Below are 14,905 nucleotides of genomic sequence, written 5' to 3'. Positions count from 1 at the left end.
GTGCAAGCCGGTAAAGGCCCATCTATCTAACACTGGTGATCCCTGTGGGAGCGGGTTTACCCGCGAAGCGCCGGGCACCGATCCTGAAAGGCCCAAGGAACTGCCGCCATGAACCTGTCACTCTACCTGCTCACCGTCCTGATCTGGGGCACTACCTGGATCGCCTTGAAGCTCCAGCTGGGCGTGGTCGCCATCCCGGTCTCGATCGTCTATCGCTTCGCCCTGGCCGGCCTGATCCTGTTCGCCATCCTATTGCTCACCCGGCGCTTGCAACCGATGAACCGCCGTGGCCACCTGATCTGCCTGGCACAGGGCTTTTGCCTGTTCTGCGTCAATTTCATGTGCTTTCTCACTGCCAGCCAGTGGATCGCCAGTGGTCTGATCGCCGTGGTGTTCTCCACTGCAACCCTGTGGAACGCACTTAATGCGCGGGTCTTCTTCGGCCAGAAAATCGCCGCCAATGTACTGGGCGGTGGTGCCCTGGGCCTGCTTGGGCTGGGGCTTCTGTTCTGGCCCGAGCTGTCCCATCATGCGGCCAGCCGTGAAACCCTGTACGGCCTTGGCCTGGCGCTGCTCGGCACGCTGTGCTTCTCGGCGGGCAACATGCTGTCGAGCATGCAGCAGAAGGCCGGGCTCAAGCCCATGACCACCAATGCCTGGGGCATGGTCTACGGGGCGGCCATGCTGATGGTTTATTGCCTGGTCAGCGGCATTCCTTTCAACATGGAGTGGAACACCCGCTACATCGGTTCGCTGATGTACCTGGTAATTCCGGGTTCGGTGATCGGTTTCACCGCCTACCTGACCCTGGTCGGCCGCATGGGGCCAGAGCGCGCGGCCTACTGCACGGTGCTGTTTCCGTTGGTGGCGTTGAATGTGTCGGCGGTGGCCGAGGGGTATCAGTGGACGGCACCGGCCTTGTTGGGGCTGGTGGCGGTGATGGCGGGGAATGTGCTGGTGTTTCGCAAGCCTCGGGTCCGGGTGGCTGGCGGTGTTGTGGTGGCCAAATAGGACATGCGTTGCCTGCACCGGCCCTTTCGCGGGTAAACCCGCTCCCACAGCGTTCTGGACCTGTGGGAGCGGGTTTACCCGCGAAAGGGCCGGTGCAGGCAATAGAGCGCTATCAGCCCTTCCACACCTGCGGGTTCACCAGGTCCCGCGGCCGCTCGCCCAGCAGCGCCGCGCGCAGGTTGTCCATCGCCCGATTGGCCATGGCCTCACGGGTTTCGGCAGTGGCCGAACCAATGTGCGGCAAGGTCAGCGCATTGGGCAGCTTGAACAGCGGCGAATCGCTCAGCGGCTCCTTCTCGTACACATCCAGACCAGCCCCACGAAGGGTACCGTTCTGCAGGGCTTCGATCAGCGCCGCTTCATCCACCACCGGCCCGCGAGCGATGTTGATCAGGAAGGCACTCGGCTTCATCAGTTTCAGCTCGCGGGCGCCAATCAGCTTGCGGGTGGCGTCGGACAACGGCACCACAATGACCACGAAGTCCGCTTCGGCCAGCAACTGCTCCAGGCTGCGCAACTGCGCCCCAAGTTCTTGCTCAAGCGCGGTCTTGCGGCTGTTGCCAGCGTAGATGACCGACATGTTGAAACCGAACCGGCCACGGCGGGCAATGGCAGCGCCGATGTTGCCCATGCCGACGATACCCAGCGTCTTGCCATGCACATCGCTGCCGAAATGGGCCGGGCCTACGGTGGCCTGCCAGTTGCCGGCCTTGGTCCAGGCATCCAGTTCGGCGGTGCGGCGGGCACAGCCCATGATCAGCGAGAAGCCCAGGTCGGCGGTGCTTTCGGTGAGCACGTCGGGGGTGTTGGTCAGGGCGATGCCGCGTTCGTTGAAGTAGTCCAAGTCGTAGTTGTCATAGCCGACCGAAACACTGGACACCACCTCCAGCTTGGCCGCGCCTTCAAGCTGTGCACGGCCCAGCTTGCGGCCAACGCCGATCAGGCCGTGGGCCTCGGGCAGGGCTTCGTTGAACTGGGCGTTGATGTCGCCGAGCTTGGGGTTGGGCAGAATCACGTTGAAGTCTTGCTGCAGGCGCTCGGCCATGGCCGGGGTGATACGGCTGAAGGCCAGGACAGTCTTTTTCATCGGGCAACTTCTCTGCAAGGCGGGGGTGGACATTGGTTAGCAACCTACCATTGTCCACCCCCGCCATGCAGCAGCTTTTTAGTTGGCGATGAGCACTTGATGGGTTTTCAGGTCCGCCTCATGGGCCGCGAGAATCTCTGGCAGCGAGTTGCGCAGGTACTCGACCCAGGTCTTGATCTTGGCATCCAGGTACTGCCGCGATGGGTAGATGGCGTACAGGTTCAGTTCCTGCAGGCGGTACTCGGGCAACACTCGCACCAGGCTACCGTCACGCAGGCCGTCGATGGCCGAATAGATCGGCAGCACGCCTACGCCCATGCCGCTGCGGATCGCGGTCTTCATGGCATCAGCGGTGTTGACCATGAACGGCGAGCTGGTGATGTTGACCATCTCCTGGCCTTCCGGTCCGTCGAACAGCCACTTTTCCAGCGGGATCACCGGGCTGACCATGCGCAGGCAGGCATGCTTGAGCAGGTCGGCGGGCTTGTGCGCAGTGCCGTGGCGGGCGATGTAGCCGGGCGAGGCGCAGACGATGCTGTAGGTGATGCCAAGGCGCTGTGACACGAACCCCGAATCGGGCAGTTCGGTGGCCAGCACGATGGACACGTCATAACCCTCGTCGAGCAGGTCGGGCACGCGGTTGGCCATGGTCAGGTCGAAGGTGACGTCCGGGTGCGACTCGCGGTAGCGGGCGATGGCATCGACCACAAAGTGCTGGCCCACCCCGGTCATCGAGTGCACCTTCAACTGCCCGGCCGGGCGGGCGTGGGCATCGCTGGCTTCGGCTTCGGCTTCTTCCACATAGGTAAGAATCTGTTCGCAACGCATCAGGTAACGCTTGCCGGCCTCGGTCAGCGCAATGCGGCGGGTGGTACGGTTGAGCAGCCTTGTTTGCAGATGGGCTTCCAGGTTGGAGACCGCCCGCGACACGTTCGCGGTGGTCGTATCCAGTTGCGCGGCAGCAGCGGTAAAGCTGCCAAGCTGGGCTACGCAACTGAAAGCACGCATGTTTTGCAGGGTGTCCATGGGTCACTCTCGATGTAGAGGACAAAATTGTGTCACGAAGTAACGCAAAAAAGCTGAAAAGTTACCTTCGACCAAAGGCGGATTATCGCTGTTTTGGTAACAAAGATTCGCAGGAATCTGCGCTTATCGCCAGTGCTGTCGCCCCCTAGAATTGCCCGGCCCCTTCACCTCTTCCTCGGGAAATCGCAGCTGTGCCGCGTCGCATCATCAGAACGCTCAATGCGTTCAGTGCCTGTGCCCTTGCCCTCACCTTGAGTGGCTGTATCGGAACCTGGGGCATCGCCCCGCAAAGCAAGACGCTGCAAGCCAATACCTTGACCACCGACGCGGCCATACGCGAAGCCGCGACCGACGCCCATTGGCCTGACCAGCAGTGGTGGCACGCCTATGGCGACCCGCAGCTGGACCGCTGGATTGCCCTGGCCGTGGCCGGCAGCCCAAGCCTGGCCATGGCCGCGGCGCGGGTGCGCGAAGCCAAGGCCATGGCTGGCGTGGTCGAGTCGGCGGAAAAGCTCCAGGCCAACGGCCAGGCCACGCTCAAGCGCCACAACTGGCCTGAAGACCAGTTCTACGGCCCTGGCGCGCTGTCGGGCGCCAACACCTGGGACAACAACGCTGCCATTGGCTTCAGCTACGCCCTCGACCTGTGGGGGCGCGAGCGCAACGCCAGTGAGCAGGCCGTGGACCAGGCGCACATGAGCGTGGCCGAAGCCCGCCAGGCGCAACTGGAGCTGCAGAACAACGTGGTGCGCGCCTACATCCAACTGAGCCTGCACTTTGCCCAGCGCGATATCGTCAAGGCCGAACTGGAGCAGCAGGAGCAGATCCTGGCGCTGGCCAAGCGTCGTCTGGATGCCGGCATCGGCACTCACTTCGAGGTCAGCCAGGCCGAAGCGCCGCTGCCGGAAACCCACCGCCAGCTCGACAGCCTCGACGAAGAAATTGCCCTGACCCGCAACCAGCTGGCGGCGTTGGCTGGCAAAGGCCCGGGGGAGGGCGCACAGTTGCAGCGCCCGACCCTGGCCCTGGCCGCGCCGCTGAAGCTGCCCTCGAACCTGCCTGCCGAACTGGTCGGCCAGCGCCCCGATGTGGTCGCCAGCCGCTGGCAGGTGGCCGCTCAAGCGCGTGGCATCGATGTTGCCCATGCCGGCTTCTTCCCCAACGTCGACCTGGTCGGCAGCCTGGGCTTCATGGCTACCGGTGGTGGCCCGCTGGAGTTCCTGACCGGGCGCAAGTTCAACTACAACGTCGGCCCGGCGATCAGCTTGCCGATCTTCGACGGTGGCCGCCTGCGTTCGGAGCTGGGCGTGGCCTCGGCGGGGTACGACGTAGCGGTGGCGCGCTACAACCAGACCGTGATTGGTGCGCTGAAGAACATTTCCGACCAGTTGATCCGCCGCGAGTCGATGAAAGAGCAGTCGCACTTCGCGGCCGAGTCCGTCGCCGCAGCTCAGAAAACCTACGACATCGCCATGGTCGCCTTCCAGCGCGGCCTTACCGACTACCTGAACGTGCTCAATGCGCAGACATTGCTGTTCCGCCAGCAGCAGGTGCAGCAACAGGTGCAGGCCGCCCGCCTGGTCGCCCATGCCGAGCTGGTCACCGCCCTGGGCGGCGGCCTGCAGGCCGGCCAGGATGTGCCGAAGGAGGAACGCCAGGCTGCGCCGAAAACCCCGGCTACCCTGGCCATTTTCGACAAGAAGCCGGATAACGCCGAATGAGCACTTCCAGTTTGCCCGTGCGCTGGCTGCAAAGCCTGGAATGGCGCCGGGGCTTCTTTGCCTGGGCACGCACCGACGGCGTGACCTGGGTGTACATCTTCAAGGTGCTGGCCGCCGCGTTCATCACGTTGTGGCTGGCCATGCGCCTTGAGCTGCCGCAACCACGCACGGCCATGATCACCGTGTTCATCGTCATGCAGCCGCAAAGCGGGCATGTGTTCGCCAAAAGCTTCTACCGGGTGCTCGGCACCCTGGCCGGCTCGGCGATGATGGTGGCACTGATCGCCATCTTCCCGCAGAACACCGAGCTGTTCCTGCCCAGCCTGGCGCTGTGGGTGGGCCTGTGCTCGGCCGGTGCCATGCGCTACCGCACCTTCCGCGCCTATGGCTTCGTGCTGGCCGGTTACACCGCCGCGATGATCGGCCTGCCGGTACTGCAGCACCCTGACCAGGCGTTCATGGCAGCCGTATGGCGGGTGCTGGAGATTGCCTTGGGGATTCTGGTGTCGACCTTCGTCAGTGCCGCAATCCTGCCGCAGTCGGCCAGCGCCGCGATGCGTAACGCCCTGTACCAGCGCTTTGGCGTGTTCGCCGGTGTGGTGGTCGAGGCCCTGCGTGGCGATAGCCAAAAGGACCGTTTCGAGAGCAGCAACGTGCGTTTCGTGGCAGAGGCCGTAGGCCTTGAAAGCTTGCGCAACGTCACCGCCTTCGAAGACCCGCACATGCGCCGGCGCAGTGGTCGGCTGGTGCGGATGAACAGTGAGTTCATGGCCATCACCACGCGCTTCAACGCCCTGCACCGCTTGCTGGAGCGGCTGCGTGCCCGTGGCCCGCTACAGATTGTCAGTGCCATCGAGCCGGGCCTGAATACCTTGGTGGAGCTGCTGCAGCCCTACGTGGGGCGGGCGTTGACCGACGCCGATGCACTGCGCCTGACCCTGGAGCTGGCCGCCTACAAGGAAGGCCTGCAGGCCCAGGTGCGCGGCTTGCGGGCCGAATACCTGGCGACCGACCCCAGTGAATCCGACTTGCTCGACTTTCACACCGCGTTCGAACTGCTGTATCGCTTCGTCGACGAGATGTTCAGCTACGCCGAAACCCATGCCTCGCTGGCCGCGCACACGCACCAGCGCGAGCAGTGGGACGAGCCCTACGTGGCGCAGACCAGCTGGCTGGTGTCGCTGGCCGCCGGTGTGCGTGCCTCGGCGGTGCTGTTGCTGCTGGGTAGCTACTGGCTACTCAGTGACTGGCCCAGCGGCGCCATGATGACCCTGATCGCCACCGTCACCGTGGGCCTTTCGGCGGCGTCGCCGAACCCCAAGCGCATGTCGTTCCAGATGGCCTGCGGCACGGCCATCGGTGCTTTTGTCGGGTTCTTCGAAACGTTCTTCGTGTTCCCCTGGATCGACGGTTTCCCGCTGCTGTGCATGGTGCTGGCACCCGTGTTCGTGTTGGGCGCGTTTCTGTCGTCGCGCCCGGCCTATGCCGGCTACGGCATCGGCTTGCTGGTGTTTTTTGCGATTGGCTCGGTGCCGAACAACCTCACCGTGTATGACCCCTACACCTTCATCAACGACTACATCGGCATGGTGATCGGCATGTTCGTCTGTGCCGCCGCCGGGGCGATCATCCTGCCGCCCAACAGCCGCTGGTTGTGGAGCCGCCTGGAACAAGAGCTGCGCGAGCAGGTGCTGTTCGCCATCAGTGGTCGCCTGCGCGGCATCGGCACGGCGTTCGAAAGCCGCACCCGCGACCTGTTGCACCAGGCCTATGGCCTGGCGGCGGGCAAGCCGCAGGTGCAGAGCCAGTTGATGGGCTGGATGTTCACCGTGCTGGAAATCGGCCACGCCGTGATCGAGTTGCGCAAGGAGCAGGCCCGTGCGCCGGTGCACCCGGCCTACGCAGAGTCGCAGCCGTGGCGCCAGGCGATTCGCGTCATGGGCCGTGCCCTGGCGCGGTTGTTCCTGCAGCCAAGCGCCAGCAACCACGAGCGTGCATTGGTGGCCGTGGACCATGCCATCGCCCGCGTGCAGGCCACCGACGAGCCGTTCGCCCGGCACTTCGACACCTCGGTGCTGCGCCGTGCGCAAAGCTACCTGCACTTCATCCGTTCTTCCCTGCTGGACCCACAGTCGCCACTGGCACCGGCGAAAGGATTGCACCATGCCCCGTGAAATCGCCTTCCATGGCGTGTACATGCCCACCATGACCTTGATGTTCCTGTTCGCCCTGGGCCTGGCCTGGGGCCTGGACCGGTTCATCGCCAGCCATGATGGCTACCGTTTCTTCTGGCACCCGGCGCTGCTGCGCCTGAGCCTGTTCGTCTGCCTGTTCGGCGCCATGGCGCTTACTGTCTACTGGTGAGAAACCTTCGATGAAAAAGTTCTTCAGCCTGATCGCCACCCTGCTGGTGCTGGTCGCTGCCGTGGCCATCGGTCGCCAGTTGTGGTTGCACTACATGACCACCCCATGGACCCGCGACGGCCGCGTGCGTGCCGACATCATCAACGTCGCCGCCGACGTGCCCGGCTACGTGGTGGACGTACCGGTCAAGGACAACCAGCGGGTGAAGAAGGGCGACCTGCTGATCCAGATCGACCCCGAGCACTACCAGTTGGCGGTCGACCAGGCCAAGGCGCTGGTCGCCTCGCGCAAGGCCACCTGGGAAATGCGCAAGGTCAACGCCAAGCGCCGGGCCGACATGGACAACCTGGTGATCTCCAAGGAAAACCGCGACGATGCCAGCAACATTGCCAACGCTGCCCAAGCCGATTACCAGCAAGCCCTTGCTGAACTGGCCGCAGCCGAACTGAACCTCAAGCGCACGCATATCGTGGCCACGGTGGATGGCTATGTGACCAACCTGAACATCCACAAGGGCGACTATGCGCGTACCGGTGAGGCGGTGATGGCGGTGGTCGATGAGAACTCGTTCTGGGTGTACGGCTTCTTCGAAGAGACCAAGCTGCCGCACGTGAAGGTGGGTGACCAGGCCGAGCTGCAGATGATGAGCGGCGAGCGCATCAAGGGGCATGTGGAGAGCATCGCCCGTGGCATCTACGACCGCGACAACCCGCAAAGCCGCGAGCTGATTGCCGATGTGAACCCTACGTTCAACTGGGTGCGGCTGGCGCAGCGGGTGCCGGTGCGTATTCACATCGATGAAGTGCCGGAAGGGTTTTTGCTGGCGGCGGGGACGACGTGTACGGTGGTGGTGAAGCCGAGTTCGCCTTGAGAGATTTGTAGTCAGGAACATCGAGCGCCGCCCGCGCGGCGCTCGATCTCAAAGGCGCTGTAAAAATCATGGCGAGCACCTGCATGCCCAAATGAAGCTCAGAGCCAAGCGTCCAATCTTCTGTGATTTCTACCCCGCCGCCCCCACCAACACCGGCACCTTCACCTGGTCAATCACCTTCGCGCTGATGGAAGGGTCGAGCAACCGTCCCAGCCGCGACAGGTGACGGTGGCCCATGATGATCAGCTCGCAATTGAGTTCGTGCGCCTTAATCACGATCACATCGACCGGCTGCCCAGCCACCATGCAACCCCGGCTGGCAAAGCCGGCTTGCTGCAGTTCGCGCACGGCCTCGGTCACGGCGTGGTCGGCATGCTGCTGTTCCTCGCAGGCGGCGGGGTATTCCTCCAGCTCTTCGGTGGTATAGGGCGCTGGTTGCTCATGCACGGCGAAGGTGGAATCGATGGCCAGCAGCACGTGCAATTCGTGCTCGCCAGGGCGGCAGTAGCGGCGGGCGAGGGCCAGCAGGGCACTGGAAGCCGGGGAGGCGTCGATGGCGATCAGGACGGAGCTGGGCATGTAGGATCCTTGGCAATGGCTGGCGGGTGTATCTGCAGGATCGGCCCTTTCGCGGGCACGCCCGCGAAAGGGCCGATCCTGCCAATGCTCTATTTAAGGCCGAACACGGTCAGTGAATAAATGCCCCACAACGCACGAGCGCATTGCGTCTGGTGCAATCGAGCAACCTGTTACCATCGCCATTCCCACAGCTGTAACGGAAAACGGCCATGCAACTCCCGGACATGAACCTGCTCGTCGCCCTCGATGTCCTGCTCGACGAGGGCAGCGTGGTCGGCGCAGCTCAGCGAATGAACCTGAGCCCGGCGGCCATGAGCCGGACACTGGGGCGCATTCGCGAAGCCATGGGTGACCCGATCCTGGTGCGTGCCGGTCGTGGCCTGGTGCCCACGCCGCGGGCGCTGGCCCTGCGCGAGCAGGTGCATGGGTTGGTAGAGCAAGCCGGGCAGGTGTTCCGTAGCCGCGACGATGTAGACCTGGTGAACCTGGACCGTGCCTTCAACATACGCACCAATGACCTGTTCATCGCCCTGTACGGCGCCCAATTGCTGAGCATGATGCTGGCCCAGGCGCCGCGTACCGTGTTGCGGTTCGTCCCGGAGGGCAGCGGTGACGATGATGCGGTGCTGCGCAACGGGCATATCGATTTGATCATCAGCTCGGCCGTTGAACTTGGCCCGGAAATCAAGGTGCAGAGCCTGTTCAGCACCTACTTCGTGGGCCTGGCGCGTGTGGGGCACCCGATTTTCGACGCCCCGATCACCCCAGAGCGTTTTGCCGCCTACCCGCAGATCAGCGTATCGCGGCGCGGCCGGGCCAATGGGCCGATCGATGTGGCGTTGGCCAACCACAAGGTAGAGCGGCGGGTGGCCCTGATCACCACCAGCTTTCACTCGGCGATGTTCTCGCTGCCGGATTCGGACTTGATCCTGCCGATACCCGCCAACATCCTCAACAGTGTGCAGCGGCTGAAGCTGCCATTGCGCTCGTTCGAAATCCCGGTGCCGTTGGAGAAAGTCAATGTGAAGCAGGCGTGGCACCCGCGTTTCGACAACGACCCCGCACACCGTTGGCTGCGCCAGACGTTGAAAGCGTGTGGGCGCATTGACCCGTGATGTCGCCATTGATTGCGTCTGACGCAATATAAAACTGCCAACAAGTCAGTTTTCGTCAGCATTCGACCTTCTTAAACTTGCTCCAGCCCTGAAATTGTTGCTGGAGATGTATTCCCATGAGTTCCCTGACCGCGCCCCCTGCGGCGCTGGCCGCCGCCCCCGCGCCGGCCGCGCCTGCGCAGACGGCGTTTGGCCTGCAGGTGGTAGTGGGGCTGTTCGGTGTGTTGCTGGCCGTGCTGTGCGCAGGCCTCAACGAGTCGGTTACCAAGATTTCCCTCGCCGATATCCGCGGTGCCATGGGCATCGGTGCTGACGAAGGTGCCTGGCTGCTGGCGGTGTACAGCGCCGCCTCGGTCTCGGCCATGGCCTTTGCGCCGTGGCTGGCCACCACCTTCTCGCTGCGGCGCTTCACCATGAGCGCCATCGGCCTGTTCGCCGTGCTCGGCTTGCTGCAACCGTTCGCCCCCAACCTGCACAGCCTGATGCTGCTGCGCGTGCTGCAGGGCTTTGCTTCGGGGGCCTTGCCACCGATGCTGATGAGTGTGGCCCTGCGCTTCCTGCCACCGGGCATCAAGGTCTACGGCCTGGCCTGCTATGCCCTGACTGCCACCTTCGGCCCCAACCTTGGCACGCCGTTGGCGGGGCTGTGGACCGAGTATGTCGGTTGGCAATGGGCGTTCTGGCAGATCATTCTGCCCTCGCTGCTGGCCATCGTCTGCGTCGGCTGGGGCCTGCCGCAGGACCCGCTGCGCCTGGAACGTTTCAAGCAGTTCGACTGGCGTGGCGTGCTGCTCGGCCTCCCCGCCATCAGTTGCATCGTACTGGGCCTGTCGCTGGGCGACCGCTGGGGCTGGTTCGATTCGCCGCTGATCTGCTGGCTGCTGGGCGGTGGCCTGGTGTTGCTGGTGCTGTTCATGTTCAACGAGTGGTCCGAACCGCTGCCGTTCTTCCAGTTGCGCATGTTGCAGCGGCGCAACCTGAGTTTCGCGCTGGTGACACTGGCCGGTGTGCTGATCGTGCTCTCGGGCGTGGGCAGCATTCCTTCGGCCTACCTGGCGCAGATCCAAGGCTACCGCCCGGCACAGACCAGCCCGCTGATGATGCTGGTGGCCATGCCTCAACTGATCGCCCTGCCGCTGACGGCGGCACTGTGCAACATCCGTGCAGTGGACTGCCGCTGGGTGCTGGGTATCGGCCTGGCGATGCTGGCGGTGTCCTGTGTCGGCAGCAGCCTGCTGACCAGCGAATGGATCCGTGGCGACTTCTACCCGTTCTACCTGCTGCAGGTGTTCGGCCAGCCGATGGCCGTGCTGCCGTTGCTGATGCTGTCCACCAATGGCATGACCCCGCAGGAAGGCCCGTTCGCCTCCAGCTGGTTCAACACCGTGAAGGGCTTGGCCGCCGTGATCGCCGGTGGCCTGCTGGACGCCCTTGGCACCCTGCGCCGGCACTTCCATTCCAACCACCTGGTGGACAGCCTGGGCAACGCCCCGCTGGTCGACGACAGCGCTGCAGGCCTGGCCAAGCGCATCCACGACCAGGCGTTGGTCCTGACCTCGGCCGACCTGTACCTCGTCATGGCCTGCATTGCCGTGGCCTTGATCTGCCTGATTCCTTTCGTGCCTACCCGGGTCTATCCGCCGCGTGCGGTGGCCTGAACCCTGGATGAATTCGAGAACCGCTGAAATGACCAACAACCGCAAAACCCTGTTCATCGGCTCGGTGCTGGCCGTGGCCGTCCTGGCTGGCATCGTCGGCCCCTGGATGTTGGGCAGTGACCACCGCCAGAGCACCAATGACGCCTATGTGATCGCCGACTACACCGTGGTCGCGCCCAAAGTCGCCGGTTTCATCAAGGACGTGCTGGTGGAAGACAACCAGCACGTCACCGCAGGCCAGTTGCTGGCGACCATCGATGCCCGTGACTACCAGGCCGCGCTGGATGCCGCGCAGGCGCAGTTGCTGGTAGCCCAGGCGCAAAGCGCCGATGCCCGTGCCACCCTGGAGCGCCAGGCGGCGCTGATTGCCCAGGCCGAGGCTGCTGTCAAAGCGGCCCAGGCCGAAGCGGCGTTCGCCGACCATGAAGTCAACCGCTACAGCCGCCTGGCCGAGCAGGGCGCCGGTACCGTGCAGAACGCCCAACAGGCGCGCAGCGGTGTCGACCAGGCCCGTGCTCGCCTGGCCAATGCCCAGGCGGCGCTGGTGGCGGCGCGCAAGCAAGTGGACATTCTCACCGCTCAGGTGGCCAGCGCCGATGGCCAGCTCAAACGTGCCGAAGCGGGGCTGGAAAAGGCTCAGCTCGACCTGTCCTACACCCGCATCACTGCACCGGTGGACGGTATGGTCGGCGAGCGCGCCCTGCGCGTCGGCGCCTACGTCAACCCAGGCGCCCGCCTGCTGTCGGTGGTGCCGTTGCAACAGGCCTATGTGGTCGGCAATTTCCAGGAAACCCAGCTGACCCACGTGCAACCGGGCCAGCCGGTGAGCATCAGCGTCGATACCTTCTCCGGCGAAAAGCTGCACGGCCATGTAGAAAGTATCGCTCCTGCCACCGGCGTCACCTTCGCTGCCGTGAAACCGGACAACGCCACCGGCAACTTCACCAAGGTGGTGCAGCGCATCCCGGTGAAAATCGTCTTCGATGATGGGCAGCCGCTGCTCAGCCGTCTACGTGTGGGCATGTCGGTGGAAGCGACCATCGACACCCGTGGTGACAAGTTGGACGGCAAAGAGGTAAGTGCACGATGAAATCGGCATTTCGCTTGAGCCCTTTATTGCTGGCCGTACTGATGGCCGGCTGCACCATGGGCCCGGACTTTCTGCGCCCCGACAGCCAGGCACCGCAACAGTGGGCGCCGCTGCAGGGTGAGGCAGCGGCCAGCCAGCCGCAGGCCGAACCGCTGGAGTTGCGCTGGTGGGAATCCTTTCACGATGCCCAGCTCAGCGCCTTGATCCAGCGCGTCGCCGAACGCAACCTCGACCTGCAGATGGCCAGCGCACGGTTGCTGCAAAGCCGTGCCCTGCGCAGCACCGTGGCCGCCGACGAAATGCCGTCGGTGGACGCCAACGCCGGCTACAGCCGCGCGCGTAACAGCGCCGAAGGCCTCAGCGACCCGTCCGGCAAAGCGGGTAAAGCGGCGTACAACCTCTGGCAAGGCGACCTGGTGGCAGGTTGGGAGTTGGACCTTTGGGGCCGCGTACGACGCCAGGTCGAGGCTGCCGATGCCAGCGTCGAAGTGGCTGAGAACGACCGCCGTGGGGTGCTGCTTGCCCTGCTGTCGGAAACCGCCGGCAACTACATCCAGCTGCGCGCGGTGCAGCACACCCTGGATGTGACGCAGGACAACCTCAAGGTTGCCCGGCACAGCCTGAAGCTGTCCGAAGACCGCCAGGCCGAAGGCGTTGCCACGCGCCTGGATGTGGCCCAGGCCAGCGCTCAGGTCGCGTCGATCGAGTCGCGACTGCCCAGCCTGGAAGCCCGCCGTGATGACCTGATCAACGCCCTCAGCCTGCTCGCTGCCGAACCGCCACGCAGTTTGCAGGCCGAATTGCTGCAGGGCGGTGAGCTGCCCGCGCCGCAGCAGAAGTTTGCCATTGGCTTGCCGTCCGAACTGGCCGAGCGCCGCCCGGACATCCGCCAGGCCGAGGCCCGCCTGCATGCCGCCACCGCCAGCATCGGTGTGGCCAAGGCAGATTTCTACCCGAGCATCCGGCTGTCGGGCAGTGTCGGTTTCCAGGCCATGCAGCTGTCTGATTTCGGTGGCTGGGATTCGCGTCGGTTTGCTTTCGGGCCGCAGCTGTCGCTGCCGATCTTCGAGGGTGGCCGGCTCAAGGGCACCCTGGAACTGCGCGAGGCGCAGCAGCAGGAGGCCGCGCTGAACTACCGCAAGGTGGTGCTGGGGGCCTGGCATGAAATTGACGATGTGCTGCGCCTGTACAACGCCAGCCAGTTACGCCGTGACCATTTGGCCGAGGCCGTGCGGCAGAACCGCATCGCCCTGGAAACCGCCCAGCGCCAGTATGTGGAAGGGGCAGTGGACTTTCTCAATGTGCTGACAGTGCAAGGGGCATTGCTGGCCAGCGAGGAGCAGTGGATCGACAGCTCGGCAGCGGTGTCGCAGGCCTTGGTGGGTTTGTACAAGGCTTTGGGCGGTGGCTGGCAGGCGTTTGATGAGCAGCCAGCGAACAAAGCCTAGAAAGCGGGGCCGCTGTGCGGCCCATCGCGACACAAGGCCGCTCCTACAGGAGACCGCGACTGCCTGTAGGAGCGGCCTTGTGTCGCGATGGGCTGCAAAGCAGCCCCAGGGCACCCGAAAACTCAGAGGGGGCGTAGCAGGCCAAAGCGCTTGCGTAATGCCCAGTCTAGCAACCGTCTTGGCAGCAACCGGGCCATTAACGGCAACGCCGTACTGCCATTGCCCAACCGCACCACCCCCGGTACCGGCGACTTGCCGACTGCCGCCAACACCCCCCGGGCAAACACCGCCGCCGAAGTCGGCCTGTCCTGCGAAGCCCGCGCCCGTGCCTGCACATGCTCGCGCAGCGGCCACCACGGTGAATCCGCCGCCAGCACCTGCTCGGCCTGGCGCTGGGCATGGCTGGCGAACTGCGTGGCAATCGCCCCCGGCTGCACTTCCATCACCTGCACACCGAACGGTGCCAGCTCCAGGCGCAAGGCATCGCTCAGCGCATGCACGGCGGCTTTCGAGGCGCAGTAGGCACCGGCGAATGGCGTGACCAGCACGCCGGAGACGCTGCCGATGTTCACCACCAGGCCCCGTGAGCGGCGTAGCAGCGGGAACAGCGCACGGGTAACGCCGACTACGGCGAAGACGTTGGTTTCGAACTGCTGGCGCAGGGCATCCACGCCGCCATCGAGCAACGGGCCCATGGCGCCGTAGCCGGCGTTGTTGATCAGGATGTCGAGGCTTTCCAGTTCGTCGGCCAAGCGGGCCAGCGCCTCGCCGTCGTTCACATCCAACTGCCGGGCGGTGTAGCCGGCGGCGCTCAGTTGCTCGACATCTTCAGGCTTGCGGGCAGTGGCCCAGACGTGGTGGCCGGCATCGCGAAAAGCGTCGGCCAAGGCGCGGCCGATGCCGCTGGAACAACCTGTGATCAGGACAGTGGGCAT

General features: G+C 64.4%; 13 protein-coding genes. 9 read left to right on the top strand and 4 right to left on the bottom strand.

Features of this window, described 5'->3' with window-relative positions:
• Positions 1 to 108: 108 nt before the first annotated feature.
• Positions 109 to 1,011: a DMT family transporter gene (locus DM807_RS21280; protein ID WP_060493267.1), complete on the top strand. Its 903-nt coding sequence runs from the start codon at positions 109 to 111 to the stop codon at positions 1,009 to 1,011.
• A 112-nt stretch (positions 1,012 to 1,123) separates the two neighbouring features.
• Here DM807_RS21280 and DM807_RS21275 read toward each other — a convergent pair whose 3' ends face one another.
• Complete coding sequence (locus DM807_RS21275; protein ID WP_060493266.1) at positions 1,124 to 2,098, bottom strand: 2-hydroxyacid dehydrogenase; 975 nt, start codon at positions 2,096 to 2,098, stop codon at positions 1,124 to 1,126.
• Positions 2,099 to 2,176: 78 nt separating this feature from the next.
• Positions 2,177 to 3,124 carry a LysR family transcriptional regulator gene (locus tag DM807_RS21270; protein WP_012274122.1) on the bottom strand — a complete coding sequence of 316 codons (948 nt, stop codon included), beginning with the start codon at positions 3,122 to 3,124 and terminating at the stop codon, positions 2,177 to 2,179.
• A gap of 191 nt (positions 3,125 to 3,315) precedes the next feature.
• On the opposite strand from DM807_RS21270, the gene DM807_RS21265 reads away from it, so the two are divergent.
• From DM807_RS21265 to DM807_RS21250, 4 genes are read left to right on the top strand one after another with little or no spacing between them, the layout of a single operon-like run.
• The gene (locus DM807_RS21265) at positions 3,316 to 4,845 is read left to right on the top strand and encodes an efflux transporter outer membrane subunit (protein WP_012274121.1); all 1,530 of its coding nucleotides are present in this window, start codon (positions 3,316 to 3,318) and stop codon (positions 4,843 to 4,845) included.
• Positions 4,842 to 7,019: an FUSC family protein gene (locus tag DM807_RS21260; RefSeq protein WP_012274120.1), complete on the top strand. Its 2,178-nt coding sequence runs from the start codon at positions 4,842 to 4,844 to the stop codon at positions 7,017 to 7,019. The genes DM807_RS21265 and DM807_RS21260 overlap by 4 nt, the downstream gene beginning before the upstream one ends.
• Positions 7,009 to 7,209: a DUF1656 domain-containing protein gene (locus DM807_RS21255; RefSeq protein WP_009685040.1), complete on the top strand. Its 201-nt coding sequence runs from the start codon at positions 7,009 to 7,011 to the stop codon at positions 7,207 to 7,209. The genes DM807_RS21260 and DM807_RS21255 overlap by 11 nt, the downstream gene beginning before the upstream one ends.
• 10 nt (positions 7,210 to 7,219) lie before the next feature.
• Positions 7,220 to 8,080 (top strand): efflux RND transporter periplasmic adaptor subunit, encoded by an 861-nt coding sequence (locus tag DM807_RS21250; RefSeq protein ID WP_012274119.1) that lies wholly within the window; start codon positions 7,220 to 7,222, stop codon positions 8,078 to 8,080.
• A 129-nt stretch (positions 8,081 to 8,209) separates the two neighbouring features.
• Here the strand turns inward: DM807_RS21250 and DM807_RS21245 are convergent, their stop codons facing one another.
• The gene (locus DM807_RS21245; RefSeq protein ID WP_179027883.1) at positions 8,210 to 8,659 is read right to left on the bottom strand and encodes a universal stress protein; all 450 of its coding nucleotides are present in this window, start codon (positions 8,657 to 8,659) and stop codon (positions 8,210 to 8,212) included.
• A gap of 209 nt (positions 8,660 to 8,868) precedes the next feature.
• Here DM807_RS21245 and DM807_RS21240 point away from each other — a divergent pair, with 209 nt between their 5' ends.
• The 4 genes from DM807_RS21240 to DM807_RS21225 all read left to right on the top strand — a co-directional run bounded on the left by DM807_RS21240 (position 8,869) and on the right by DM807_RS21225 (position 13,970).
• Complete coding sequence (locus DM807_RS21240; RefSeq protein ID WP_012274117.1) at positions 8,869 to 9,774, top strand: LysR family transcriptional regulator; 906 nt, start codon at positions 8,869 to 8,871, stop codon at positions 9,772 to 9,774.
• A gap of 116 nt (positions 9,775 to 9,890) precedes the next feature.
• Entirely contained in the window at positions 9,891 to 11,432 is a 1,542-nt protein-coding gene (locus DM807_RS21235) for an MFS transporter (protein ID WP_060514841.1), read from the top strand.
• 28 nt (positions 11,433 to 11,460) lie between these two features.
• Entirely contained in the window at positions 11,461 to 12,522 is a 1,062-nt protein-coding gene (locus tag DM807_RS21230) for an HlyD family secretion protein (protein WP_179027904.1), read from the top strand.
• Positions 12,519 to 13,970, top strand: a complete 1,452-nt coding sequence (locus tag DM807_RS21225; protein WP_060493264.1) for an efflux transporter outer membrane subunit — start codon at positions 12,519 to 12,521, stop codon at positions 13,968 to 13,970. Before DM807_RS21230 ends, DM807_RS21225 begins: the two co-directional genes overlap by 4 nt.
• Before the next feature lie 122 nt (positions 13,971 to 14,092).
• On the opposite strand, the gene DM807_RS21220 is transcribed toward DM807_RS21225, so the two are convergent.
• Complete coding sequence (locus DM807_RS21220) at positions 14,093 to 14,905, bottom strand: SDR family oxidoreductase (protein WP_012274113.1); 813 nt, start codon at positions 14,903 to 14,905, stop codon at positions 14,093 to 14,095.

The organism is Pseudomonas hunanensis (assembly GCF_013393325.1).
Taxonomy (GTDB): domain Bacteria; phylum Pseudomonadota; class Gammaproteobacteria; order Pseudomonadales; family Pseudomonadaceae; genus Aquipseudomonas; species Aquipseudomonas putida_P.
Note: the sequence above shows the minus strand (reverse complement) of the source record. Positions and strands in the feature narration are given on the sequence as shown.